Annotated in this window: 22 protein-coding genes; 1 reads left to right on the top strand and 21 read right to left on the bottom strand. The window is 47.8% G+C overall.

Annotated features, from left to right (window positions below; genetic code table 11):
* Window positions 1-140 precede the first annotated feature (140 nt).
* The 12 genes from CXF70_RS02635 to CXF70_RS02580 all read right to left on the bottom strand — a co-directional run bounded on the left by CXF70_RS02635 (window position 141) and on the right by CXF70_RS02580 (window position 11,559).
* Entirely contained in the window at window positions 141-578 is a 438-nt protein-coding gene (locus tag CXF70_RS02635) for a low molecular weight protein arginine phosphatase (RefSeq protein WP_101801428.1), read from the bottom strand.
* Between the two features lie 24 nt (window positions 579-602).
* Complete coding sequence (locus CXF70_RS02630) at window positions 603-1,595, bottom strand: L-threonylcarbamoyladenylate synthase (RefSeq protein WP_101801427.1); 993 nt, start codon at window positions 1,593-1,595, stop codon at window positions 603-605.
* Between the two features lie 89 nt (window positions 1,596-1,684).
* Window positions 1,685-2,542: a peptide chain release factor N(5)-glutamine methyltransferase gene (gene prmC, locus CXF70_RS02625; protein WP_101801426.1), complete on the bottom strand. Its 858-nt coding sequence runs from the start codon at window positions 2,540-2,542 to the stop codon at window positions 1,685-1,687.
* A complete protein-coding gene (gene prfA, locus CXF70_RS02620) occupies window positions 2,535-3,608 on the bottom strand; it encodes a peptide chain release factor 1 (RefSeq protein WP_084246761.1) in 1,074 nt (357 codons plus the stop codon). The genes prmC and prfA overlap by 8 nt, the downstream gene beginning before the upstream one ends.
* Window positions 3,609-3,978: 370 nt before the next feature.
* Window positions 3,979-4,572: a thymidine kinase gene (locus CXF70_RS02615; protein ID WP_084244232.1), complete on the bottom strand. Its 594-nt coding sequence runs from the start codon at window positions 4,570-4,572 to the stop codon at window positions 3,979-3,981.
* Between the two features lie 447 nt (window positions 4,573-5,019).
* Window positions 5,020-5,244: a 50S ribosomal protein L31 gene (gene rpmE / locus CXF70_RS02610; RefSeq protein WP_101801425.1), complete on the bottom strand. Its 225-nt coding sequence runs from the start codon at window positions 5,242-5,244 to the stop codon at window positions 5,020-5,022.
* Window positions 5,245-5,394: 150 nt separating this feature from the next.
* On the bottom strand, window positions 5,395-6,678 hold the full coding sequence (rho, locus tag CXF70_RS02605) for a transcription termination factor Rho (protein ID WP_084244228.1): 1,284 nt from the start codon (window positions 6,676-6,678) through the stop codon (window positions 5,395-5,397).
* Window positions 6,679-6,794: 116 nt separating this feature from the next.
* Window positions 6,795-7,760 (bottom strand): class II fructose-bisphosphatase, encoded by a 966-nt coding sequence (gene glpX, locus CXF70_RS02600; RefSeq protein WP_101801424.1) that lies wholly within the window; start codon window positions 7,758-7,760, stop codon window positions 6,795-6,797.
* Window positions 7,761-8,090: 330 nt separating this feature from the next.
* Window positions 8,091-9,389: a UDP-N-acetylglucosamine 1-carboxyvinyltransferase gene (locus CXF70_RS02595; protein WP_084244224.1), complete on the bottom strand. Its 1,299-nt coding sequence runs from the start codon at window positions 9,387-9,389 to the stop codon at window positions 8,091-8,093.
* A 125-nt stretch (window positions 9,390-9,514) separates the two neighbouring features.
* Window positions 9,515-10,165 (bottom strand): fructose-6-phosphate aldolase, encoded by a 651-nt coding sequence (fsa, locus tag CXF70_RS02590; protein WP_101801423.1) that lies wholly within the window; start codon window positions 10,163-10,165, stop codon window positions 9,515-9,517.
* A gap of 84 nt (window positions 10,166-10,249) precedes the next feature.
* Complete coding sequence (locus CXF70_RS02585; RefSeq protein WP_084244220.1) at window positions 10,250-11,107, bottom strand: class II fructose-bisphosphate aldolase; 858 nt, start codon at window positions 11,105-11,107, stop codon at window positions 10,250-10,252.
* Window positions 11,108-11,193: 86 nt separating this feature from the next.
* Window positions 11,194-11,559 carry a response regulator gene (locus CXF70_RS02580; RefSeq protein ID WP_101801422.1) on the bottom strand — a complete coding sequence of 122 codons (366 nt, stop codon included), beginning with the start codon at window positions 11,557-11,559 and terminating at the stop codon, window positions 11,194-11,196.
* 70 nt (window positions 11,560-11,629) lie between these two features.
* Between CXF70_RS02580 and CXF70_RS02575 the strand changes: the two genes are divergently transcribed.
* The gene (locus CXF70_RS02575; RefSeq protein WP_101801421.1) at window positions 11,630-12,115 is read left to right on the top strand and encodes a DUF2529 family protein; all 486 of its coding nucleotides are present in this window, start codon (window positions 11,630-11,632) and stop codon (window positions 12,113-12,115) included.
* Between the two features lie 47 nt (window positions 12,116-12,162).
* Here the strand turns inward: CXF70_RS02575 and CXF70_RS02570 are convergent, their stop codons facing one another.
* The 9 genes from CXF70_RS02570 to CXF70_RS02535 all read right to left on the bottom strand — a co-directional run bounded on the left by CXF70_RS02570 (window position 12,163) and on the right by CXF70_RS02535 (window position 23,632).
* Window positions 12,163-13,761, bottom strand: coding sequence for a CTP synthase (locus CXF70_RS02570; protein WP_101801420.1), 1,599 nt, complete (start codon window positions 13,759-13,761; stop codon window positions 12,163-12,165).
* A 492-nt stretch (window positions 13,762-14,253) separates the two neighbouring features.
* Window positions 14,254-14,829 (bottom strand): DNA-directed RNA polymerase subunit delta, encoded by a 576-nt coding sequence (gene rpoE, locus CXF70_RS02565; RefSeq protein ID WP_101801419.1) that lies wholly within the window; start codon window positions 14,827-14,829, stop codon window positions 14,254-14,256.
* Window positions 14,830-14,891: 62 nt separating this feature from the next.
* The gene (locus tag CXF70_RS18300) at window positions 14,892-15,053 is read right to left on the bottom strand and encodes a hypothetical protein (protein ID WP_165850182.1); all 162 of its coding nucleotides are present in this window, start codon (window positions 15,051-15,053) and stop codon (window positions 14,892-14,894) included.
* 306 nt (window positions 15,054-15,359) lie between these two features.
* Window positions 15,360-18,611, bottom strand: coding sequence for a fused isobutyryl-CoA mutase/GTPase IcmF (icmF, locus tag CXF70_RS02560; protein ID WP_101801418.1), 3,252 nt, complete (start codon window positions 18,609-18,611; stop codon window positions 15,360-15,362).
* A gap of 6 nt (window positions 18,612-18,617) precedes the next feature.
* Window positions 18,618-19,259 carry a TetR/AcrR family transcriptional regulator gene (locus tag CXF70_RS02555; RefSeq protein WP_101801417.1) on the bottom strand — a complete coding sequence of 214 codons (642 nt, stop codon included), beginning with the start codon at window positions 19,257-19,259 and terminating at the stop codon, window positions 18,618-18,620.
* A 14-nt stretch (window positions 19,260-19,273) separates the two neighbouring features.
* Complete coding sequence (locus tag CXF70_RS02550) at window positions 19,274-20,413, bottom strand: acyl-CoA dehydrogenase (protein ID WP_101801416.1); 1,140 nt, start codon at window positions 20,411-20,413, stop codon at window positions 19,274-19,276.
* Window positions 20,414-20,429: 16 nt separating this feature from the next.
* On the bottom strand, window positions 20,430-21,566 hold the full coding sequence (locus CXF70_RS02545; protein ID WP_101801415.1) for an acyl-CoA dehydrogenase: 1,137 nt from the start codon (window positions 21,564-21,566) through the stop codon (window positions 20,430-20,432).
* Between the two features lie 18 nt (window positions 21,567-21,584).
* The gene (locus CXF70_RS02540; RefSeq protein WP_101801414.1) at window positions 21,585-22,436 is read right to left on the bottom strand and encodes a 3-hydroxybutyryl-CoA dehydrogenase; all 852 of its coding nucleotides are present in this window, start codon (window positions 22,434-22,436) and stop codon (window positions 21,585-21,587) included.
* 2 nt (window positions 22,437-22,438) lie between these two features.
* Window positions 22,439-23,632: an acetyl-CoA C-acetyltransferase gene (locus CXF70_RS02535; RefSeq protein WP_101801413.1), complete on the bottom strand. Its 1,194-nt coding sequence runs from the start codon at window positions 23,630-23,632 to the stop codon at window positions 22,439-22,441.
* Window positions 23,633-23,634 lie beyond the last annotated feature (2 nt).

The raw sequence follows: 23,634 nt of genomic DNA, 5'->3' as shown, positions 1-23,634 counted from the left end.
AATCATTTACTTTTACACTTTGGTTCCATTTTAACACCTTTATGCGAAAAAACATATAAACGGTTAGTGTTATGGCTTTTTTGAGGTTGGGAAAATCAGCGCATAATAAAAACCACCCAAAATGACGGGTGGCAAAATTTTTATTTTTCCTGCAAAAGTTTAGTTTCCAGCCTGCCGATCAGTTCACGCAATTCGTCGAAAGTCTGTTGATACACTGAGACTGAGCCGCCGTATGGGTCACTTACATCATCAGCCGAGCCGGTCACATATTCTTTCAATGTATATAATTTCCCGGACATATACGGATGCTGCTGATGGATCAATTGCTTATGGGAAAGGGTCATGGTCAAAATGACATCGGCCCATTCCAAATCTTCCGGAGAAAGCGGCCGTGACGTATGATCGAATTCAATTCCCTGCTCCGCAAGAACAGCTCCGGCATTTTGTGAAATCGGTGAACTGCCGGCAAAAACCCCTGCGGAACGGACTTCAATGCCGGCGATTCTTTTGGATTCCAAAATCGCTTCAGCCATCGGGCTCCTGCAAGTATTTCCTGTGCAAACAAATACAATTTTCATCATGTCACCTGCTTTCGAGAATTTTCAACTGAACCATTTATGATCTGCCGCTTTTTCCAGGCGGTTCATCATGAAATCACTGTCATTCCGCTCAGCCGGCACGCCGGCCAATATCAGATCCGCGTCGGTCATATCACATTTGCGCAAACTGCTGTACAAAGTCTCGGGACTCAACGGAAAATGAAAATCGGCTTCCGGGTATTCGGTGCTGCTGAGAACAGCAATTTTCTTCCCTTTGCCCTGCACGTGTTCAATCGCTTTATGGATTAATTTGCTGTCATCTTCAATCAGATAAACAGGTGCATCCGGCGCATAGTGCGCGTACTTCATACCCGGCGATTTTGGTGCGTTGCCATGAAGTTCAGCTGATAACCTGATGGTTCCGATGACGCTTTCAATCTGTGCTTTCGTTACATTTCCAGGCCGGAGAATCACTGGAGGTTCGCTGGTCATGTCCAGCACTGTCGATTCAATGCCTATTTTTGTCGGGCCCCCGTCCAGAATCAACGGTATTTTATTTTCCATATCGTGATAAACATGTTCAGCAAGCGTCGGGCTCGGCTTGCCGCTGGTATTTGCACTCGGCGCTGCGACCGGCAATTGCAGCCGCTTCAATAGATTCAATGCCACCGGATGGTTCGGCACACGGATTCCGACTGTTTCAAGATCAGCGGTCACATTCCGCGCGAAAATATGCGGCTTCGATTTCATGATGAGGGTCAGAGCGCCTGGCCAAAACGCATCCATCAACTTCAAAGCCTTTTCTGAAACTTCATCCACATAAGTAACGGCCGTCTCTTTCGAATCGACATGCACTATCAATGGATTGTCAGCCGGACGCCCTTTGGCCTCGAATATTTTGCTGACCGCTTCCGCGTTGGTAGCATCTGCTCCAAGCCCGTAAACTGTCTCGGTCGGAAACGCCACAATCCCGCCCTGACGGATGATATCCACAGCTTGTGCATAATTCGTTTCTTTATTCACATGTTTATCCACAAGAATTACTTCTGTACTCATTTCAGCAACTCCCATTCCCTCAGGTTTCTGCTACTTAGTCCACAAACTGTGTATAACTATATCATTATTATACCCAATTTGTGCACAAGTCAGGTATTAATACAGAAAACCATCCGGTCATTTTTGTTGATATCTTTTTTACAATAGATTTTCGCCTGTGGAAAAGCCTTTTTCAGCATGTTTTCCACAGCTTCTCCCTGGAAATGTCCGATTTCGAGACCGATAATCCCGGGTTTATTCAGCCGGTCAGGCAAGTCTTCCATCATATGCTGATAGAGTGCCAGACCTTCCTGCTCCGCGAATAAAGCCGAGTGCGGCTCGAAATCCTTCACACTCTCGGACATGGCTTCGGCTTCAGAGTAGGCGATATACGGCGGATTCGACAAGATAACGTCCCACTTCCGCCCTGCTAATGGAGCCAGCAGATCCCCCAGCATAAATTCGATATCCGCTCCAAGCTCAACTGCATTCTTCTGGGCGGTATCCAACGCCTTTTGCGAAATATCAGTAGCCGTAACTTTTGAAGAAGGCATTTCCTGTTTCATTGTAATGGCAATGATTCCGCTTCCGGTGCCGATGTCGGCAATCGTCGGGGAAGGTTCAGGAATGTGCTTCTGAATCAGTTCCAAGGCTTCTTCGACCAGTTCTTCCGTTTCAGGACGGGGAATAAGCACATCAGAATTAACGAGGAATTTTCGCCCATAGAACATTTCATATCCTGTCAGGTGCTGCACAGGCGTCCCGTTGGCATGCTGTTCAATAAGATCCCAAAATTTTACGAAGCTGCCATCATCCATTTCATCGCGCAGCGAAGCCAACAGGCCGGCACGGCTGAGCCCAAGCGTATGCTGCAGCAATATGCCCGCTGCGGCTTCTTCCCGCCCATTATCCAATAAATAAGAAGAAGCCCGGTTAAGGGCCTCAAAAATTTTATGCGGTTTATGCATTGTTCAAGCTTTCCATTCGTGCAGACTGCTCTTCAACGATCAATGCATCGATCAATTCGTCCATTTTACCTTGAAGAATCTGGTCCAGTTTCTGGATTGTCAAACCGATCCGATGGTCTGTTACACGGTTCTGCGGGTAATTATACGTGCGGATCCGTTCAGAACGGTCGCCGGTTCCAACAGCGGATTTACGCACAGCGTCATATTCAGCCTGCGCTTCCTGCTGGAATTTATCATAGACACGCGCGCGCAAAACCTTCATGGCACTCGCTTTGTTCTTGATCTGCGATTTTTCATCCTGACACGTCACGACCGTATTCGTCGGAATGTGTGTCAGACGCACCGCTGACATCGTCGTGTTGACCGATTGTCCGCCGGCACCTGAAGACGCATAGGTATCCACGCGAATATCGTTGTCATGGATTTCGACTTCCACTTCTTCCACTTCCGGCAGACAGGCTACTGTCGCCGTCGAAGTATGGATGCGTCCGCCTGATTCCGTTTCCGGAACACGCTGCACTCGGTGAGCACCGTTTTCGAATTTCATCTTGGAATATGCGCCTTTTCCCGAAATCATGAACACGATTTCCTTGAAACCGCCAAGTCCGGTAGCAGACGAATCCATTATGGTCACTTTCCAGCCTTTCGACTCGGCAAAGCGGCTGTACATGCGGTAAAGGTCGCCGGCAAACAGCGCGGCTTCGTCTCCACCGGCTGCTCCGCGAACTTCCATGATAACGTTTTTATCGTCGTTCGGGTCTTTTGGTATCAATAAAATATGGAGACGCTCTTCAATCGCTTCCACTTTCTCTTCCAATTCGTTCACTTCTTCTTTGACCATTTCCCGCATATCAGCATCCATCTTGTCGTCGAACATCGCTTTGGCGTCAGCCAATTGTGCTTTCAAATCCTTGTATTCACGGTATGCTTCCACCGTTTCCTGCAAGTCTGACTGCTCTTTCGAATATTCACGAAGCTTATTGGTGTCGCTGACAATTTCCGGGTCACTTAATAATTCATTCAAACGGTCGTATCGATCTTCAACAGCTTGCAAGCGATCAAACATCGCCGTCACCTCAATTTCCTCTTACTATTTTGGTTTTCTTCTATTATATAAGTAAAATATTAAAATACTTAAATACCGCTTCGACGCTTAGGACAAGCCTCCCACAATAAGCCGAGAAGAACACTCGTCTTATTGCTCCGGCCAGTCCATAGCCGCGCCGGCGCTAGAAAAATCTCTAGAGATACGTAGCAAAACAGCGAAGACTCCCAGGGTGCAGAGGTAAATAATCGTGCTCCTGCATCGCTACGCTAGCTTCGTCGCAAAGACATAGCCTCGCACGCGTCGGCTAATGTCTTCGGAGCTGTTTTGCGGAATATCGGTTACTATAGATTCTAAGTACTACTTATTTATATTATATACGATACCTTTTTCATTCTGAAACGGTAACGCCTGTCGGCACTTCGTGATGGTGGCGGCATCTTGGTTCGTATGCTTCTGATGCGCCAACCAGTATGGTTGGATCATCAGACCCGGCCGGTTTGCCGTCGATTAAACGCTGTGTACGGCTGGCAGGTGAACCGCAAACCGTGCAGACAGCCTGCAATTTGGTCACTTGTTCGGCAATCGCCAGTAAGGACGGCATCGGACCAAAAGGCAGCCCTCTGAAATCCTGGTCCAACCCGGCAACAATCACACGGAATCCGTGGTTGGCAAGTTTTTGTACGTTCTCGATGATGCCGTCGTCAAAGAATTGCGCTTCATCAATCGCAATAACATCGAATTCATCTGTAATGTATTCCCACATTTCTTCGGAATGTGAGATCGGCAGCGCAATGACTGTAGTGCCGTTATGGGAGACGACCGCTTCTTCACTGTAGCGATTGTCGAGTTTCGGTTTAAATACCGCGATTTTCTGTTTAGCGAATTGTGAGCGTCTTACACGGCGGATCAGTTCTTCCGATTTTCCGGAAAACATACTGCCGCAAATCAATTCGACCCAGCCTGTCTGTTTCATTACATACATTTTAGGGACCCCTTTCAAACACTTGGTTAGTATTAATAATACCTAATTCCGGCATGCATTACCGCATTTTCTTTTAATTATGTAAATAAGTCGACCTAAAGAATCAGTATAAATATATCGCTTCGGCGCTTAGGACAAGCCTCCCGCAATAAGCCGAGAAGAGCACTCGTCTTATTGCTTCGGCCAGTCCGGCGACGCGCCTTCGCTGGATAGTCTTCTAGAGATATGCAACTAAATAGCGAAGGCTCCTAAGTGAGTAACGCCATTTCATATCTCGAAGCCAGCGATGCGATGCAGAAAAAGAAACACAAGTTTAGCGGCGCTGTTTTTCGGAATATCGACTGATTAATATCTTTAATTCAACTCTTATTTTTGGATTCATCGATAAAAAAGCAAAAAAAAATCCTGCCCGGCGATTTCGCGCAAGGCAGGTATTTTTTTTCACTCTTACTCTTCAGAGTTCGGGTTTTCTTCTTTAAGACCGTATTTTTTGTTGAAACGGTCAACGCGGCCATCAGCTGCTGCGAATTTTTGACGTCCAGTGTAGAATGGATGACATTCCGAGCAAAGCTCTACGTTAATATCTTCTTTTACAGATCCTGTAGTGAAAGAGTTACCGCAAGAGCAAGTTACTGTAGCTTGTTTGTATTCTGGGTGAATTCCTGTTTTCATGTGTTTTTCTCCTCTCGCCCTGAACCATCCGGAACAGAGTTTAATCTATTTTACTATTGCCTTACACGGCTCTTTAGGCCGTATATGCAATAGCTTTGCTTTTGACTCATTGATACTATCTTAACAAGATTTAATCTCTATTGCAAGAAATTAAATCGTCTTTTTTGATGCGCGATGAGCTTTCATTTCTGCTGTCAATTGCGCGAAAAAGTCTTCATTAGTTTGTGTCTGGTTTAATTTTTTCAGGAAACGTTCCGCAAAATCGTGGGTATCCGAGAATGTTTTACGGATTTTCCATAGTTTATCAAGTTCTTCTTTGCCAATCAACAATTCTTCCTTCCGCGTTCCAGAACGGCGAATGTCGAGTGCCGGGAATATGCGGCGCTCTGCCAGGCTTCTGTCCAAATGAAGCTCCATATTGCCTGTCCCTTTAAATTCTTCATAGATCACTTCATCCATGCGTGAACCTGTTTCCACCAGTGCTGTCGCCAATATCGTCAAGCTGCCGCCTTCTTCAATATTGCGGGCAGCTCCGAAAAACCTTTTCGGACGATGGAAAGCCGCTGGGTCAATACCACCGGAAAGTGTACGTCCACTCGGTGGGATCACCAGATTATAAGCACGTGCAAGGCGTGTAATCGAATCCATCAAAATGACAACATCCCGCTTATGCTCTACCAGGCGCATCGCGCGCTCAAGAACAAGTTCCGCCACTTTTACATGGTTTTCAGGAATCTCATCAAAAGTTGAAGATACGACGTCCGCATTGACTGAACGTTCGATATCAGTCACTTCTTCAGGACGCTCATCAATAAGCAGGACAATGAGCTCAGCCTCGGGATGATTCGTCGTGATCGAGTTCGCAATTTCTTTCAACAACATTGTCTTACCGGCTTTCGGGGGTGCAACAATCAGTCCGCGCTGACCAAATCCGACAGGCGACACCAGATCCATGATGCGTGTCGAAAGGTGGTCATGGCTAGTTTCAAGACGGATGTGGCGATCTGGATATAATGGTGTCAATCCAGGGAAATGGACGCGTTCTTTCGCTACTTCCGGATCTTCCCCGTTCACCGCTTCTACCTGAAGCAAACCGAAATACCGTTCGTTTTCTTTTGGCGGACGCACTTTGCCTGACACTTTGTCTCCGTTCCGCAAATCAAAGCGGCGGATTTGCGATGCTGAAATGTAGATATCCTGTGAGCTCGGTGAATAATTGATCGGACGGAGGAACCCGAACCCTTCGGATTGAATAATTTCAAGGACGCCTTCCATGAAGAAGAAGCCTTCCTGTTCAGCACGGGTTTTCAGGATTGCAAAAATCAGCTCTTTTTTCGTGAGCTTGCTGTAATTGACGAGCTTGTATTCTTTCGCTAAATTGTAAAGTTCTTTTAAGGTCATATTTTCCAATGCGGAAATTGTAATCGTTGACATGTATGAGGACACCACTCTTATTCTGATTTTTTTAGGAAATAAATTGAGGTTAACAATTGGAAGATTTTAAAGAAGGAGCCCGGCTTTTAAGCCGGACCCATTTTGAAGTTCATTCATTAATCGTTCATCACGAGATTCGGTTTTTTCTTCAGACTGTGGCGCCCTTCCACAAAGCGGACCGTGCCTGACTTCGCGCGCATGACCAGTGTGTGGCTTTCTGCAAAGCCGCCCTTTAACTGGATTCCGCGCAATAATTCGCCATCAGTGACACCGGTAGCTGCAAAAATTGCGTCGTCACCTTTTACAAGGTCGTCCATCATAAGGACCTTGTCTACATCGATGCCCATATCGATGCATCGTTTTCTCTCTTCATCGTTTTGCGGCATAAGCCTTCCTTGAAGCTCACCGCCAAGGCATTTCAAGCCCACAGCAGCGATGACGCCTTCCGGAGCTCCGCCTGAGCCGAATAGAATATCGACGCCTGTTTCATCAAAAGCTGTGTTGATGGCGCCAGCCACATCCCCATCATTGATGAGTTTGATGCGGGCACCGGCATCACGGATCTGTTGGATGATTTCAGCGTGGCGTTCACGGTTCAGGACTGTCGCAACCACGTCTTCGATATCCTTGTTCTTGGCTTTTGCCACAGCACGAAGATTGTCGATGATCGGCGCATTGATATCAATTTTCCCCACTGATTCAGGGCCGACAGCAATTTTATCCATGTACATATCGGGTGCGTTGAGCAGATTGCCGCGGTCGGCAATCGCCAACACGGCAAGTGCATTCCAGCCGCCTGCCGCTACAATATTCGTTCCTTCAAGCGGATCGACTGCAACGTCCACTTCCGGACCGTTGCCAGTCCCAAGTTCTTCACCGATATAAAGCATCGGTGCTTCATCCATCTCGCCTTCGCCAATTACGACGACTCCCTGCATGGGAATGGTATCGAATACTGTCCGCATGGCAGTCGTTGCCGCATCGTCCGCTTCGTTTTTGAGGCCGCGGCCCATCCATTTCGCGGAAGCGATTGCTGCCGCCTCTGTTACACGCACTAATTCCATTGATAAACTGCGTTCCATATTCATCGTTCCTCCTGTTCGGCTAACTTTGATAGTTGATTAAAATAAATCTTTAAAATCGATATTCCGCAAAACAACTCCGCTTTCCTAGGGGCTTGCACTGAGCTAACTCGTGCTCGTTCCACTTCGCCCGAGTGGATCTCAGCACTTCGCTCGAAACGCAGTTGGCTTTCCAACTGCGTTTCTTTTCCCTTGGGAGTCTACGTTGTTTTGCTGCATATCTTGGACCCCTCTTAATAAAAGACTATTCATAAGAGTAAAGATTTAAATATAACCAAAGTATATATATGTCCCTATGATTGTAACATATATTGTTAAGCCAAACCCGAGTTAATTGGCGTCTGAGCTAAGGTCTGACCTCGAACTTGTTACCGGGTCGATTGTCTCTCTGCGGATGTCAGCACCTAGTCCGCGCAATTTTTCAATGATTTCAGCATACCCGCGCTCGATATGATAGATTTCGCGGATTTCCGTTTCGCCTTCTGCGAGCAAGCCGGCAATCACCAAAGCTGCGCCTGCGCGAAGATCGGAAGCCACAACTGTTGCAGAAGTCAATGGTGTCGGGCCAGTGATGATGGCCGCTCTGCCTTCGACTCTTCCGCTTGCATTCATGCGGCGCAATTCGTCGATATGCTTGAATCTGGCGGAATAGATTGTATCGGTAATCATCGATGAACCTTCAGCCTGGGTCATCAGCACTGAGAATGGTTGCTGAAGATCCGTCGCAAATCCTGGATAAACCAGTGTTTTCACGTCAATCGCCTGCAATTTCTCAGGTTTCGGAATATGGATCGATTCTTCGCCTTCCTGTACATCGACACCCATTTCACGCAATTTGGCCGTCAAAGCTTCCATATGGAAAGGGATGACGTTGTCAATCGTAATGCCGTCACCAGCTGCAGCAGCAAGAATCATGAATGTGCCTGCTTCGATGCGGTCAGGAATGATTGTATGGTTTGTGCCATGCAATTCTTCAACACCGTCGATGCGGATTACATTTGTGCCCGCACCTTTGATTTTCGCGCCCATGTTTGTCAACAGGGTGGCAACATCGATGATTTCAGGTTCTTTTGCCGCATTCTCGATTGTCGTCTGGCCTTTTGCCAAAACAGCTGCCAGCATAATATTGATGGTCGCTCCGACTGAAACGACATCCAGATAGATTTTAGCTCCGCGAAGTTCATCAGCGCGCAGGTAGATGGCACCGTGTTCGTTCGTCACTTTAGCACCCAGCGCTTCGAAGCCCTTGATATGCTGATCGATAGGACGTGGTCCCAGGAAACAGCCGCCAGGCAAACCGATGGCTGCGTGTTTGAAACGTCCGAGCATTGCTCCCATCATATAGTAGGAAGCCCGCAATTTTTTGACATTTCCATTCGGCAGCGGCATGTCGATCATGTTGGTCGGGTCGATGCTCATCGTGCCATCTTCAAAGCTGACTTCGCCGCCGATTTCTTCCAAAATGTTCTTTAATGTCCATACATCAGAAATGCCAGGCAAACCTTCAATCTGAACAGGTGAATTCGCCAAAATCGATGCGGGGATCAATGCCACCGCGCTGTTTTTTGCTCCATTGACTTTTATCGTCCCAGACAGGCGTTTTCCGCCTGTAATTTTATAAACGTCCATCAGTATTCTCCTTTATCCCACTTTCATGGCTATATGGCGCGTCAGCTGACGCTTTTCCCGAATACCATAAAAGTCCGATTGGCCCAGTTTGCCTTAAACATTCCGGACTCGGTTTCCTAATTATATTATTTTTCAGTCCGTTTTTCCCAGTCAGCCAAAAATGCTTCGATTCCTTTATCCGTCAACGGGTGCTTGAACATTTGCTCCATTACTTTAATCGGCATTGTACCAATGTGGGCGCCGTTCAAAGCCGCATCTGTCACGTGTTGAGGATGGCGGATTGAAGCCGCGATAATTTCAGAATCAATATCGTGGATCGCAAAAATTTCTGCAATCGTCGCAATCAGATCCATTCCGTTATGGCCAATGTCGTCAAGACGGCCAAGGAAAGGCGATACATACGCTGCTCCCGCACGTGCCGCAAGCAAAGCCTGGTTTGCGCTGAAGATCAATGTAACGTTGACTTTTTTGCCTTCGCCCGCAAGAACGGCACATGCTTTCAAACCGTCTGGAGTCATTGGCAATTTAACTGTGATGTTTGGTGCAAGTGCAGCCAGTTCACGGCCTTCTTTGATCATGCCTTCAGCATCAAGAGCAATAACTTCGCCGCTGATTGAACCATCAACCAATTCAGCGATTTCTTTCAAGCGATCGTGGAAAGAAACGTTTTTCTCTTTTGCCACCAGCGATGGGTTTGTTGTAACACCCGATAAGATGCCCCACGAATGTGCTTCTTTAATTTCGTCAAAGTTTGCAGTATCAATAAAAAATTTCATATTTTTTTCCTCCTGTAGTACGGAAAAAAGAGAAGGCGCCTTTTGTCGCTTCTTCTCTCTTCCATCTATTTGCATTCTGTCTGATTACGCTTTGCCTGAGCTTCCGAATTCACGCATTTTACCGATTACAGTATTTTTGATGGCTTCGCGTGCCGGGCCCATGTATTTACGTGGATCGTATACGACTTTATCGTTGTCCAGAACTTCACGGACCGCTTTCGCTGAAGCAATCTGGCTTTCTGTATTTACGTTGATCTTCGCAGTTCCAAGCGATACAGAACGCTGAATATCCTTTACAGGGATTCCAGTACCGCCGTGCAGGACAAGCGGAAGATCGCAAAGCTGTGAAATTTCTTCCATCTCTTTGAATCCAAGATTCGGCTCACCTTTATATGGTCCGTGTACTGAACCAAGGGCAGGAGCCAGGCAATCGATTCCAGTCTTCTCAACCAATTGCTTACATTCCTGAGGATCGGCATAAATGACGCCGTCAGCGATGATATCGTCTTCCTGTCCGCCGACTGTGCCAAGTTCCGCTTCCACAGATACATTATGTTTATGTGCATACTCGACAACTTGTTTTGTTATCTCGATGTTTTCTTCGAAAGGATGGTGGGACGCGTCGATCATTACTGAAGTGAAACCAGCATCGATTGCTTCCTTGCATTTTTCAAAGCTCGAACCATGGTCCAAGTGGATTGCCACTGGCACTGTGATCTTATAATCATGCATTAGGCCTTTCACCATATTCACAACTGTTGTGAATCCACCCATATAACGGGCTGCACCTTCTGATACTCCACAAATGACCGGAGAATTCTCCTCTTGTGCAGCTTGAAGGATCGCCTGAGTGAACTCCAGGTTGTTCAAGTTGAACTGACCGATTGCATATCCTTCTTCTTTACCTTTTATCATCATTTCTTTCATTGAAACCAATGCCATGACAAACTTCCTCCTCAGCGGCTAAATAAAGCAAATACCTTCCCTATCATAACAAAATCTGTATCTATCCGCCACTTCCTAGTGTATCAGTCCTCTAACAATTTCTTTACAGTCTCGCGCAATTCAAATACATCGAACGGTTTTGTGAAATGGCGCACCGCTCCCCAGGTCTTTGCTTCTTCAATCAGATTCAATTCACCATAGGCGGTCATCATGACGACTTGGACGCCATCACATTCCTTTTTCATGTGTTTCAGGATTTCAATGCCATCCATTCCCGGGATTTTCATATCCAGCAGGACCAGCTCAGGACGCATCTTTTCGAAAATGTCCAACGCCTCACGCCCGTTGCCGGCCGATAAGGTCTCAAATCCTTCTTTCGAAAATACTTCTTGCAATAACATCCGTATACCCGGCTGATCGTCCACAATCAAAATCGTTTTCAATAAGATTCCTCCTACATTCTGCCTTCAGCATTTTTCAAGCCCTGCTTCTGCTATACTTTTGCTTGAGGTGAGAGAATTGAAAATATTGTCTGCACAATTATCCGAAATACTCGAGCGCATCGCTGTCCACGAACCGACACTCGAAGAAATTGCCCGCCTTCTTGCACAGGCTGCCATTGGTGAAGGAACCATTTTTATAGCTGCCTTCGGTGAAATGAAAGCTGTGGCCGCTGCCGCACTTGAAAGTACGGAGCCGCTGCCTTCGGCAAGCGAATGGAAACCGGACAGCATTCTAACAAGCGCCGACCGTGTCTTCATTTTAGCAAAAAAAGATGAAGGGGATGAACTGGCAGGCAGATTATCCGATGCCGCCATCCCATTTGCCATGATATCTGCAGAATCCCATAGCACGGATCTTCCGGAGGTATTCCTGTCGCTCGGCATCGACGAAGGTATTTCTGCAGGTGGCCGCACTGTTATTCCCCATCCATTGGCAGCTTTATACGCCTACTACAACATCAAGTTGATGATGGGCGAGATGCTGGATGAAGAAAACTATTAAATAGAAAGGCCATCCCAATTGAAATTGCCGGGATGGCCTTTGTTTTATTATTTATTGTCGATTGAAGCTCTGACAAATTCACGGAACAACGGCTGCGGCCGGTTCGGACGCGAGATGAATTCCGGGTGGAATTGGCAAGCCACGAACCATGGATGGTCAGCGACTTCAATGATTTCAACCAGTCGGCCATCCGGGCTAGTTCCAGAGAAGATGAAGCCGGCTGCTTCGAACTGTTCACGGAATTCGTTATTGAATTCGTAGCGGTGACGATGGCGTTCGTATACTAAACTTTCGCCGTACGCTTCATGCGCTTTCGAACCTTCTTTCAATTTCGCAGGCTGAAGTCCGAGACGCAGCGTGCCGCCCAGATCTTCGATGTCTTTTTGCTCCGGCAATAAATCGATGACCGGATAAGAAGTCTTCGGATTCAATTCGGATGAATGGGCATCTTCCATTCCCATCAAATTGCGCGCGAATTCAACGGATGCCAGCTGCATTCCCAAGCAGATCCCGAAGAATGGCACTTTGTTCTCACGGGCATATTTCGTAGCGGCGATTTTCCCTTCCACACCGCGGTCACCGAAACCGCCCGGAACCAGGATGCCGTCGCAATTGCTCAATTTCTCTTCAACATTATCGGCGTTGACGTTTTCCGCGTTGATCCAGTCTACTTCAATATCCGAATCGAAGGCAAAACCGGCGTGTTTCAAAGATTCCACTACTGAAATGTAAGCATCCTGCAACTCGACGTATTTCCCGACAAGACCGATGCGGACTGTGTTCTTAAGTGATTTCACTTGTTCCACAAGCCCCGTCCATTCCCTCATGTCCGCTTCTGGCGCTTCGATGCCGAAGTGATCCAGAACGATCTGGTCCATGTGCTGCTCCTGCAAACGGAGCGGCATTTCATAGATCACATCAACATCACGCGATTCGATGACTTCTTCCGCTTTAATGTCACAGAATAACGCAATTTTATCTTTCATATCCTGCGGTACCGGATGCTCCGTACGGACGACGATCAGGTTTGGCTGGATACCCAAGCTGCGCAATTCCTTGACGCTGTGCTGAGTCGGTTTTGTTTTCATTTCTTTTGCTGCACCGAGGTACGGAATCAGCGTACAGTGGATGTACATGACTTCTTCGCGGCCCAGGTCGGATTTCATCTGGCGAATCGCTTCCAGGAATGGCAAGGACTCGATATCCCCTACTGTTCCGCCGATTTCAGTGATGACAACATCCGCTTTCGCCGTTTTCGCTGCCCGCAAAAGGCGATCTTTGATTTCATTGGTGATGTGTGGGATGACTTGGACCGTTCCGCCAAGATAATCGCCGCGGCGCTCTTTTTGAATAACCGTCGAATAGACTTTCCCCGTTGTCACATTCGAATATTTGTTCAGGTTGATATCGATGAAACGCTCGTAATGGCCCAAGTCCAAATCCGTTTCCGCACCGTCATCGGTTACGAAAACTTCTCCGTGCTGGTACGGGCTCATCGTGCCCGGGTCAATGTTGATGTATGGATCGAATTTCTGGATTGTGACGTTCAATCCTCTGTTTTTCAATAAACGCCCAAGTGAAGCCGCTGTGATCCCTTTACCAAGCGATGATACTACGCCGCCGGTTACGAAAATATACTTTGTCATGCTTGTTTCCTCCTCGATTTTTGAAGACGTGCTTTGTGGTTTGCATAGGTGTGTAATGACAGATAGCACATGCTTTGCTACCCGATATTCCGCAAAACAGCTGCGCTTGCCTGGTGGCTTGCGCTGAGCTAACTCGTGCTCAGTACCCTTCGCCCGAGTGGATCTCAGCACTTCGCTTGGTCACCTGGGCGTCTGCGCTGTTTTGCTCCATATCTCTAGAGTTCCTTCTAGCGCCGGCGCGCCTATGGACTGAGCGGAGCAATAAGACGAGTGGTCTTCTCGGCTTATTGCGGGAGCTTTGTCCTAAGCGCCGAAGCGACTTGTTGAAGTATTTTATTATTAAACTATAGCCCGGGAAAAAATAAAAAGCGCCCCTTCTGCTGCGTGCAGAGGGAGCGCATAAACTGTACGAATCATTTCTCCTGTTTTTAAGGAGCCCAGTAAAATCTTATCCAGTCCTACGATTAAAGTCAAGGTAAAAAAATGTTCTGATTACTTCAACTCTTCGTCTTCTTCTTCTTCATCTTCTTCGTCTTCATCATCAATGATGTTGCCATCGATGTCTTCGACCAGTACGTCAACATCCTCCTCATCCTCGTCTTCGTCCGTTTCCGCATCGAAATCGATCACTTCCACTTCGTCGCCGAGTTTAGGCGTTACGTCTTCATCGTCTTCTTCATCTTCGTCGTCAAAGTCATCGAAGTCGAGTTCATCTTCCATTTCAAGATCCATGTCTTCGAATTCTTCATCGTCCGCAACTTTCGCTTTCTTCTTGCGTGCTTTGACAGTCGGCGCAGATTCTTCTTCAATCTGTTCCACCGGATACCATTCACGAAGGCCCCAACGGTTTTCCCCGAGGATCAGGAAACGTCCATCAATGTTCATGTCCGTATAGAATTGCACAAGACGCGCTTTCATGTCTTCTTTTGAAAGGCCCAGCAAGTTCTCAATGTCCTCGACGATTTCAGGATATGTTTTTGTTTCATGGGTTTCAGCCAATAATGCGTATGTTAAGTCTACAAACGACTCTTCGATTAGTTCTTCTTTGGATAATTCACGTAATTTCAATTACCGCACGTCCCTTCTTCTCTCTTAACTTAATTCATTATATACAAAGTCTCTTCAGTCCGCTACCGTGACTTGTTTTTTCTTTTCCCCAATTCCTTCCACCCATAATAAAACAGGTACAGCGACAGGATGATCAATGGAACGGAGCCCAGTGCTCTATTGTACAGGAAAACGATCAATATGATACAGACAATGATTATCAAATAATTTACGTACTTCGGCATAGTCAATCATCCTTTATAGCCCGCGTGCAATTTCTTCTATTATAACTGAGTTTCCTGAATATATCGAATAGCTGAATGTGATCAATAGGCTGAACAGATGATATCGTTTCCAGCAAAGTCAGCTCCATGCAGATTTTTGCTGAACGCACGCAAATTCGTTTAATCGCACGCAAGTGGATGCTAATCGCACGCATCCTGTTTTAATCGCACGCAAATTTTTTTATCGTCCATAACTTCCAAAAATCAGCGAATCCAATCATGAAAAACCCGCCTGCAAAGAATGCAAACGGGTTCTCACATGAAATTTTACATATTCCGGCGATATTGGCCGCCGACTTCGTATAATGCAGTCGTAATTTGGCCAAGACTTGCCACTTTTACAGTTTCCATCAACTCTTCAAAGATGTTGCCGCCAGTTTTCGCGACGTGTTTCAAGCGGTCAAGCGCTTCGTCCGAATCGTTGCGCTCCTGGAAGGCACGCAGGTTGTTAATCTGTGTTTCTTTTTCTTCTTTTGTAGCGCGGGCGATTTCCATCGCGTTGATGTCGTCGTCCGATTGCGGATTCGGGTTCAGGTAGGTATTGACTCCGATAATCGGCAATTCGCCTGTGTGTTTCTTCATTTCGTAATGCATCGATTCTTCCTGGATCTTGCCGCGCTGATATTGTGTTTCCATAGCGCCAAGTACGCCTCCGCGGTCGTTGATACGGTCGAATTCCTGCAATACAGCTTCTTCCACCAGCTGCGTCAATTCTTCGACAATAAATGCTCCCTGCAGCGGGTTTTCGTTTTTCGACAAGCCATGCTCTTTCGTGATGATCATCTGGATCGCCATTGCGCGGCGCACAGATTCCTCAGTCGGAGTCGTGATGGCTTCATCGTAAGCGTTGGTATGAAGCGAGTTCGTATTGTCCTGCAGCGCCATCAATGCCTGAAGCGTCGTGCGGATATCGTTGAAGTCGATTTCCTGTGCGTGCAGGCTGCGGCCTGAAGTCTGAACGTGGTATTTCAGTTTCTGGCTGCGTTCATTGGCGCCGTATTTATCGCGCATAACGATAGCCCAGATGCGTCTTGCGACACGTCCGATAACCGTATATTCCGGATCCAGGCCGTTCGAGAAGAAGAACGACAAGTTCGGCGCGAAGTCATCGATGTTCATGCCGCGGCTCAAATAATATTCCACATAAGTGAAGCCGTTCGACAGCGTGAAGGCCAATTGTGAAATCGGGTTTGCGCCAGCTTCCGCGATGTGATAGCCCGAAATCGATACAGAATAATAATTGCGCACTTTATGGTCGATGAAGTATTGCTGGATATCGCCCATCATACGCAATGCGAATTCAGTCGAGAAGATGCATGTGTTCTGTCCTTGGTCTTCCTTCAGGATATCCGCCTGAACCGTTCCGCGCACCACTTGCAGCGTTCCTTCACGTACTTCGGTGAATTCTTCGACTGTCAATGTGCGGCCGAGTTCTTCTTCACGTTTCTTGACTTGCTGATCGATTGCCGTATTCATGAACATCGCAAGGATGATCGGTGCCGGCCCGTTGATTGTCATGGAAACGGAAGTGGACGGTGCACAGAGATCGAAGCCGTCATACAATTTTTTCATATCGTCCAGCGTACAGATGGATACACCCGACTCGCCGACTTTACCGTAAATGTCGGGACGGTGGTCCGGATCTTCCCCGTAAAGTGTTACGGAGTCGAATGCCGTGGACAGACGTTTTGCGTCGTCGTCTTTCGACAGGTAATGGAAGCGGCGGTTCGTGCGTTCCGGCGTCCCTTCACCCGCGAATTGGCGTTTTGGATCTTCTCCAGCGCGTTTGAACGGGAATACGCCAGCTGTATAAGGGAATGAACCCGGTACGTTTTCAGCGTAAACCCAGCTGAGGATTTCTCCGTAATCGACGAATTTAGGCAACACGACTCTTGGAATCTTCAGTCCGGACAGACTTTCCGTGCGTAAAATCGTACGGATTTCCTTGTCGCGGACAGTGGTCACGAATTCGTCGCCTGTATAGGCTTCTTTCAATGCTGACCAGTTTTCAAGAATGCGTTTTGATTCATTCGTCAGTTCATCGCGAATGCCGTCAGCAAGAGATTGGAGTGAGTTGACCAGAGCATCGTCCGGTGATTTCTTCTTCACTTCGTCGATGGCGCCTTCCAATTGGAAGAGGCGGCGGGCGAATCCTGCCTGCTCTTTGGACTTGGCATGGTAGCCGCGGACAGTATCCGTCAACTCACGCAAGTAATAGCGGCGGTCATTCGGAATGATGAGATTCTCTTTTTGGGTTTTCGCAAATTTTTCATAATCCGTTTCCCAGTCGGTGCCGCATTTTTCATTGACGGTCGCAACCAAAGCTGCGAACAAAGAGTTTGTCCCTTTATCATTGAACTGGCTGGCGATCGTGCCATATACCGGCATTTTGTCCAATTCATCATCAAAACGCATGTGGCTGCGCTGGAACTGCTTTTGAACCTGGCGCAACGCATCTTCAGAGCCTTTACGCTCGAATTTATTGATGACAATCAAATCTGCGTAGTCAATCATGTCAATTTTTTCCAACTGAGAAGGCGCTCCAAATTCACTTGTCATGACGTACATTGAAACGTCCGAGAAGTTGGCAATTTCAGCATCACCTTGTCCGATACCGCTGGTTTCCACCACAATCAGATCAAAACCGGCCGCTTTGATGACGTCAAGCACGTCTCCCAAAGCTGCGGACAATTCCGTGCGTGAGCCGCGGGTTGCCAGACTTCTCATGAAAACGCGTTTATTGAAGATGGCGTTCATGCGGATCCGGTCGCCAAGCAATGCTCCGCCTGTTTTCTGTTTAGTCGGGTCGATTGAAAGGATTGCAATGTTTTTACCCGGCAATTCAGTAAGGAAACGGCGGATCAATTCATCCGTCAAAGAACTTTTCCCTGCTCCACCCGTTCCGGTGATGCCCAGGACAGGTGTATTTTTAGACTGGTTTTTCACAGCATCCATCAATTCGCTTGTATCGCCGCCGCGTGTATGCGCTTCTTCAGCGGCTGTAATCAAGTTCGCGACAGTTACCGGATTTTCCGGTGACAGGTTTTCGACAGAAAGGTCCTCTTTGACCGTCGAAAAATCACATTCTTCCACGATTTCCGTGATCATTCCCTGAAGGCCTTTTTTGCGGCCGTCTTCCGGCGAGAATATGCGGGCAATGCCGTACTCGTGAAGCTCCATGATTTCGCGCGGAAGGATAACACCGCCTCCTCCGCCGTAAATGCGGATATGGGGAGCGCCTTTTTCCTGCAATAGATCGTACATATATTTGAAATATTCGACGTGTCCGCCCTGATAGGACGAAATCGCGATTCCTTGCACATCTTCCTGAATTGCCGCGTTCACCACTTCTTCAACCGAACGGTTATGTCCGAGGTGGATTACTTCCACGCCGCTCGACTGGAGGATACGGCGCATGATGTTGATCGATGCGTCGTGTCCGTCGAACAACGCTGAAGCCGTAACAAAACGGATATGGTTTTTCGGCTGGTACGTTTTTGTTTCCTGGATTGTAGCCATGTATGTTTAGCCCCCTGATATCGAGATTTTTTCTCCTGCCATCCCCTGCAGAAGGAACTTCGTTTGCATTGCGATGAATTCCTGGATGGTGAAATCGCGCAAGGCCCAGCGGCGGAATGCCCACATCTGGCCTTGGACGAATAAATGATGGGACGCCAAAACGATTTCCTTCGGTGTCAGATCTACTTGCCCGCGTTCTGCGCACTCGGTCAATAAGCGCTCGAAAAGGGAAACCATTTCCGTTTCCTTTTTCAGCACGTATTGAAGCGCGTCCATTGGCAATGACTTCGACTCCTGGTACATGACGACGAATTCATCCTGCATATCGTCGATCAGCCCATAATAATGTTCAAGTGCCGTAATCAGCACTTCCAATGAACCGTTTTCCATGTCGATTGTCGCCAGGCGTGAATGCACTTCATCATAAATCGAGTCACAGACCAAATAGAGCACATCTTCTTTTGTCCGGATGTATTCATATAAAGTGCCGATGCTGAAGCCCGCTGCTTTGGCGATTTCTCTGGTAGTCGTGCGGTGAAAGCCCTTTTCTTTAAAAAGCGTGACAGCGCCGCGGATCATCTGCGCTCGGCGCTTTTCGATCAGGGTTTCATCTTTCACGGAAGACTGTATTGCACGCTTTTCATTCATAGGCCTGCCTCCGATTATTTAGTGACCATACGGGAAATGACCAGACGCTGGATTTCCTGTGTGCCTTCATAGATTTGAGTGATTTTAGCGTCGCGCATGAAGCGTTCAACCGGATAATCTTTCGTATAGCCGTAGCCGCCGAATACTTGCACCGCTTCAACAGTGACTTTCATCGCTGTATCGCCGGCCATCAATTTAGCCATAGCTGATTCTTTGCTGTAAGAGTATTTATTCGACTCAAGCCAAGCAGCCTGGTAAGTCAATAAGCGTGAAGCCTCGATTGAAGTCGCCATATCCGCCAACTTGAATGAAATTCCCTGGTTTGCAGCGATCGGCTTGCCGAATTGCTCGCGCTCTTTCGCATAATCGATTGCAGCGTCCATAGCGCCTTGCGCGATTCCGACTGCCTGAGCAGCGATGCCGTTGCGTCCGCCGTCAAGCGTCTGCATTGCGATTTTGAATCCTTGACCAAGTTCACCGAGTACGTTTTCTTTTGGCACACGGCAGTTATCGAAAATGATTTCAGTTGTAGGGCTTGAACGGATGCCGAGCTTCTTCTCTTTCTTGCCGACAGAGAATCCTTCGAAGTCTTTTTCTACGATGAACGCAGTCGTCCCTTTATGTTTAGAAGTCGGGTCCGTCACTGCGAATACGATATAGATATCCGCGATGCCGCCGTTTGTAATGAAGATTTTAGAACCGTTAAGGATCCAGTGGTCGCCGTCTTCTTTGGCGTTTGTTTTCATGCCGCCTGCGTCAGATCCTGAAGCTGGTTCAGTCAAGCCGTAAGCGCCGATTTTCGACCCTTCCGCCATCGGACGAAGATATTTCTGCTTCTGTTCTTCCGTTCCGAATGTGTATACCGGCCACCCTGCCAGTGAAGTATGTGCAGAAAGCGTTACGCCTGTAGATGCGCAAACGCGCGACAATTCTTCAACGGCGATGCAATACGCCAAATAGTCGGATCCGATTCCGCCGTATTCTTCCGGCCAAGGAATCCCTGTCAAACCAAGTTCAGCCATCTTGTCGAATATTTCGCGGTCAAAGCGTTCTTCTTCGTCGCGCTCTTCAGCTGTCGGCGCCACTTCTTTGTTTGCAAAATCGCGTACCATTTTACGGATCATTTCATGTTCTTCGCTTAATTTAAAATTCATTTTCATTTTCCCCCTGCTATTTTAATAGTTGCTTGCTGATAACGATTCGTTGAATTTCACTTGTGCCTTCATAGATTTCCGTCACTTTGGCGTCGCGGAACAAACGCTCTACCGGATAATCTTCTGTGTAGCCGTAGCCGCCGTAAACCTGGATTGCTTCGATCGCAACATCCATGGCAGCTTTCGATGCGAACAACTTCGCCATCGACGCCTCTTTATTGCAATCCTTGCCTTCGGAATAAAGGCTGGCAGCATTGTAAACGAGCAGTTTCGCCGCTTCAACTTGTGTCGCCATATCCGCGAGCTTGAACGCAATGCCTTGCTGCTGGGCAATCGGCTTGCCGAATTGCTCACGCTCTTTGGCATAGGCAACTGAATATTCATAAGCTGCTTCCGCAATGCCCAGCGCCTGAGCGGCGATGCCGATGCGGCCGACATTCAAGTTGGCCATGGCGATGCTGAAGCCTTTATTTTCCTGGCCCAACAAGTTTTCAGCCGGGACACGCATATTGTCGAACGTAAGCTGTACAGTCCGCGAACCGTGCATGCCCATTTTCTTTTCGTCCTTGCCGATGATGAGGCCAGGATAATCTTTTTCTACAATCAACGCGGAGATGCCGCGTGAACCGGCTTCGGGTTTTGTTGACGCGAAGACGATATAGGTATCCGCCTCGCCGCCATTCGTAATGAACACTTTTGAACCGTTCAATACATAATCGTCGCCGTCACGGACAGCTCTTGTCTTCAAGCTTCCTGCGTCGGAACCGGCAGCCGGCTCCGTCAGGCAGAATGCGCCGAGATACTCGCCGCTGGCAAGTTTCGGCACATATTTAGCAATCTGCTCTTCCGTCCCGAAATGCAGAATCGGATTTGTTCCGACCGAAGTATGGACGGAAAGAATGACGCCGATGACGCCGCTTGCTTTCGATAATTCATGGATAGCCGTGATATAGGAAGTGAAGTCCATTTCCGAGCCGCCGTATTTTTCGGGAGCTGTAATGCCCATCAGGCCAAGTTCGGCCATTTTTTTTATAATTTCACGAGGAAATTCGCCTTCTTCCATCTTTTCGATAAAAGGTGTAATTTCTTCTTTTGCAAAATCACGCACCATATTGCGCATCATAATTTGTTCGTCTGTGAAGTGTAAATCCATTGCGGGTTCCCCCCCCGGTTAATTGTATTCGTAGAATCCGCGTCCTGTTTTCTTGCCAAGCCAACCGGCTTTCACGTACTGGCGCAGTAATGGGCTCGGGCGGTACTTGCTGTCGCCAAAGCCTTCATGAAGAACTTCCATAATGTAGAGGCAAGTATCGAGTCCGATGAAATCAGCCAGCTCAAGCGGCCCCATCGGATGGTTCATGCCCATTTTCATGATGCTGTCGATCGCTTCTTTCGTTGCCACACCTTCTTGAAGCGTAAACACGGCTTCATTGATCATCGGCATCAGGATGCGGTTGGACACGAAGCCTGGGAAATCATTGCATTCCACCGGTGTTTTCGATAGTTTCAATGTCATTTCTTCGATTGTTTTATAAACTTCGTCAGTTGTTGCGAGGCCACGGATGATTTCAACCAGCTTCATGACAGGCACTGGGTTCATGAAATGCATACCGATCACCTGCTCCGGACGGTTCGTCACGGCAGCAATTTCCGTAATCGGAAGTGAAGAAGTGTTTGTCGCCAGAATCGCATGTTTCGGCGCCACTTCATCAAGTGTCTTGAATATGCTGTGTTTGATTTCCATATTTTCAACAGCCGCTTCGATGACGATATCGACGTCATGTGCATCTTTCAAATCAAGCGAAGACTTGATGCGGCCAAGAGTTGCTGATTTTTCATCTTCTGTCATACGGCCCTTTTCCACATTGCGGGAAAGGTTCTTCGTGATATTCGCGATTCCGCGATCATACGCTTCCTGCTTCATATCATTCAGTTTCACATTAAATCCTGCCTGTGCGCAGACTTGCGCGATGCCTGAGCCCATTTGGCCGGCTCCGATCACCATTACGTTTTGAATTGCCATTCTTATTTTGCCTCCTTAGGTACTTCGATCATGATTGCATCGCCTTGCCCGCCGCCTGAACAGATTGCTGCAATACCGATTCCGCCGCCGCGGCGTTTCAGCTCATACGCTAGTGTCAGGATGATGCGTGTACCGCTTGCGCCGATCGGGTGTCCAAGTGCTACAGAGCCACCGTTGACGTTCACTTTTTCAGCGTCCAATCCAGCGATTTTCGAACTCGCCAGTGCTACAGCTGCGAATGCTTCGTTGATTTCGAATATATCGATGTCATCCAAAGATTTGCCAGTTTTCTTCAATAATTCGTTGATGACAAGACCCGGTGTTTCCGGGAAACGATGCGGTTCAACAGCTACTTCCGTGTGGGAAAGCACATAAGCAAGTGGCTTTTTGCCATCTTTCTGCGCGCGTTCTTCACTCATTAGGATAAGTGCAGCCGCACCATCATTGATTCCTGGAGCATTTCCCGCAGTGATCGTGCCGTCTTTGCCGAATGCCGGTTTTAATTTGGATAAAGATTCTGCTGTCGTGCCTTCACGCGGCGCTTCATCGACTTCCACTTTAATCGGATCGCCTTTACGCTGCTTCACTTCGATCGGTGTAATTTCTTCAGCGAACATATCTTTCGCTTTGATGGCGCGTTCATGAGAACGGACAGACCATTCATCCTGTTTCTCACGCGTCAAGCCGTGTTCTTCAGCAGTCGAGTTTCCGTATGTGCCCATGTGGACTTTATCCGGATGGAATGAACACGACAACCCGTCATGAACCATTCCGTCGATCATTTGCGCATCGCCCATGCGTAAGCCCCAACGCGCTTTCGGCAAATAATAAGGCGCGTTCGACATGGATTCCATTCCGCCCGCAACGATCACTTCTTCGTCACCAAGGCGGATGATCTGATCAGCCATCGTTACTGAACGAAGACCTGATGCACACACTTTATTGATAGTTTCTGATTTAACGTTATATGGAATGCCTGCTTTATAAGCGGCTTGTCTTGAAGGAATCTGGCCCTGGCCAGCCTGTAGCACATTGCCCATGATCACTTCCTGGACATCTTCCGGCTGGATATTTGCACGGTTCATCGCTTCCTTGATTGCTGCAGCTCCGAGGTCACTTGCTGTCAACGAGCTCAGCCCGCCTCCGAATTTCCCGAATGCTGTTCTTGCACCATCAATGATAACTGTTTTTGCCATGA

Source organism: Planomicrobium sp. MB-3u-38, assembly GCF_002836425.1.
Lineage (GTDB): Bacteria > Bacillota > Bacilli > Bacillales_A > Planococcaceae > Planococcus > Planococcus okeanokoites.
This window is presented reverse-complemented; position numbering and strand designations above follow the sequence as displayed.

What these genes read in the sequence shown, in the direction of transcription:
- CXF70_RS02635 (WP_101801428.1), bottom strand. Translation starts at nt 578, where the DNA reads ATGAAAATTGTATTTGTTTGCACAGGAAATACTTGCAGGAGCCCGATG.
- CXF70_RS02630 (WP_101801427.1), bottom strand. Translation starts at nt 1,595, where the DNA reads ATGAGTACAGAAGTAATTCTTGTGGATAAACATGTGAATAAAGAAACG.
- prmC (WP_101801426.1), bottom strand. Translation starts at nt 2,542, where the DNA reads ATGCATAAACCGCATAAAATTTTTGAGGCCCTTAACCGGGCTTCTTCT.
- prfA (WP_084246761.1), bottom strand. Translation starts at nt 3,608, where the DNA reads ATGTTTGATCGCTTGCAAGCTGTTGAAGATCGATACGACCGTTTGAAT.
- CXF70_RS02615 (WP_084244232.1), bottom strand. Translation starts at nt 4,572, where the DNA reads ATGTATGTAATGAAACAGACAGGCTGGGTCGAATTGATTTGCGGCAGT.
- rpmE (WP_101801425.1), bottom strand. Translation starts at nt 5,244, where the DNA reads ATGAAAACAGGAATTCACCCAGAATACAAACAAGCTACAGTAACTTGC.
- rho (WP_084244228.1), bottom strand. Translation starts at nt 6,678, where the DNA reads ATGTCAACGATTACAATTTCCGCATTGGAAAATATGACCTTAAAAGAA.
- glpX (WP_101801424.1), bottom strand. Translation starts at nt 7,760, where the DNA reads ATGGAACGCAGTTTATCAATGGAATTAGTGCGTGTAACAGAGGCGGCA.
- CXF70_RS02595 (WP_084244224.1), bottom strand. Translation starts at nt 9,389, where the DNA reads ATGGACGTTTATAAAATTACAGGCGGAAAACGCCTGTCTGGGACGATA.
- fsa (WP_101801423.1), bottom strand. Translation starts at nt 10,165, where the DNA reads ATGAAATTTTTTATTGATACTGCAAACTTTGACGAAATTAAAGAAGCA.
- CXF70_RS02585 (WP_084244220.1), bottom strand. Translation starts at nt 11,107, where the DNA reads ATGGCATTGGTTTCAATGAAAGAAATGATGATAAAAGGTAAAGAAGAA.
- CXF70_RS02570 (WP_101801420.1), bottom strand. Translation starts at nt 13,761, where the DNA reads ATGACAAAGTATATTTTCGTAACCGGCGGCGTAGTATCATCGCTTGGT.
- CXF70_RS18300 (WP_165850182.1), bottom strand. Translation starts at nt 15,053, where the DNA reads ATGCCGAAGTACGTAAATTATTTGATAATCATTGTCTGTATCATATTG.
- icmF (WP_101801418.1), bottom strand. Translation starts at nt 18,611, where the DNA reads ATGGCTACAATCCAGGAAACAAAAACGTACCAGCCGAAAAACCATATC.
- CXF70_RS02555 (WP_101801417.1), bottom strand. Translation starts at nt 19,259, where the DNA reads ATGAATGAAAAGCGTGCAATACAGTCTTCCGTGAAAGATGAAACCCTG.
- CXF70_RS02550 (WP_101801416.1), bottom strand. Translation starts at nt 20,413, where the DNA reads ATGAATTTTAAATTAAGCGAAGAACATGAAATGATCCGTAAAATGGTA.
- CXF70_RS02545 (WP_101801415.1), bottom strand. Translation starts at nt 21,566, where the DNA reads ATGGATTTACACTTCACAGACGAACAAATTATGATGCGCAATATGGTG.
- CXF70_RS02540 (WP_101801414.1), bottom strand. Translation starts at nt 22,436, where the DNA reads ATGGCAATTCAAAACGTAATGGTGATCGGAGCCGGCCAAATGGGCTCA.
- CXF70_RS02535 (WP_101801413.1), bottom strand. Translation starts at nt 23,632, where the DNA reads ATGGCAAAAACAGTTATCATTGATGGTGCAAGAACAGCATTCGGGAAA.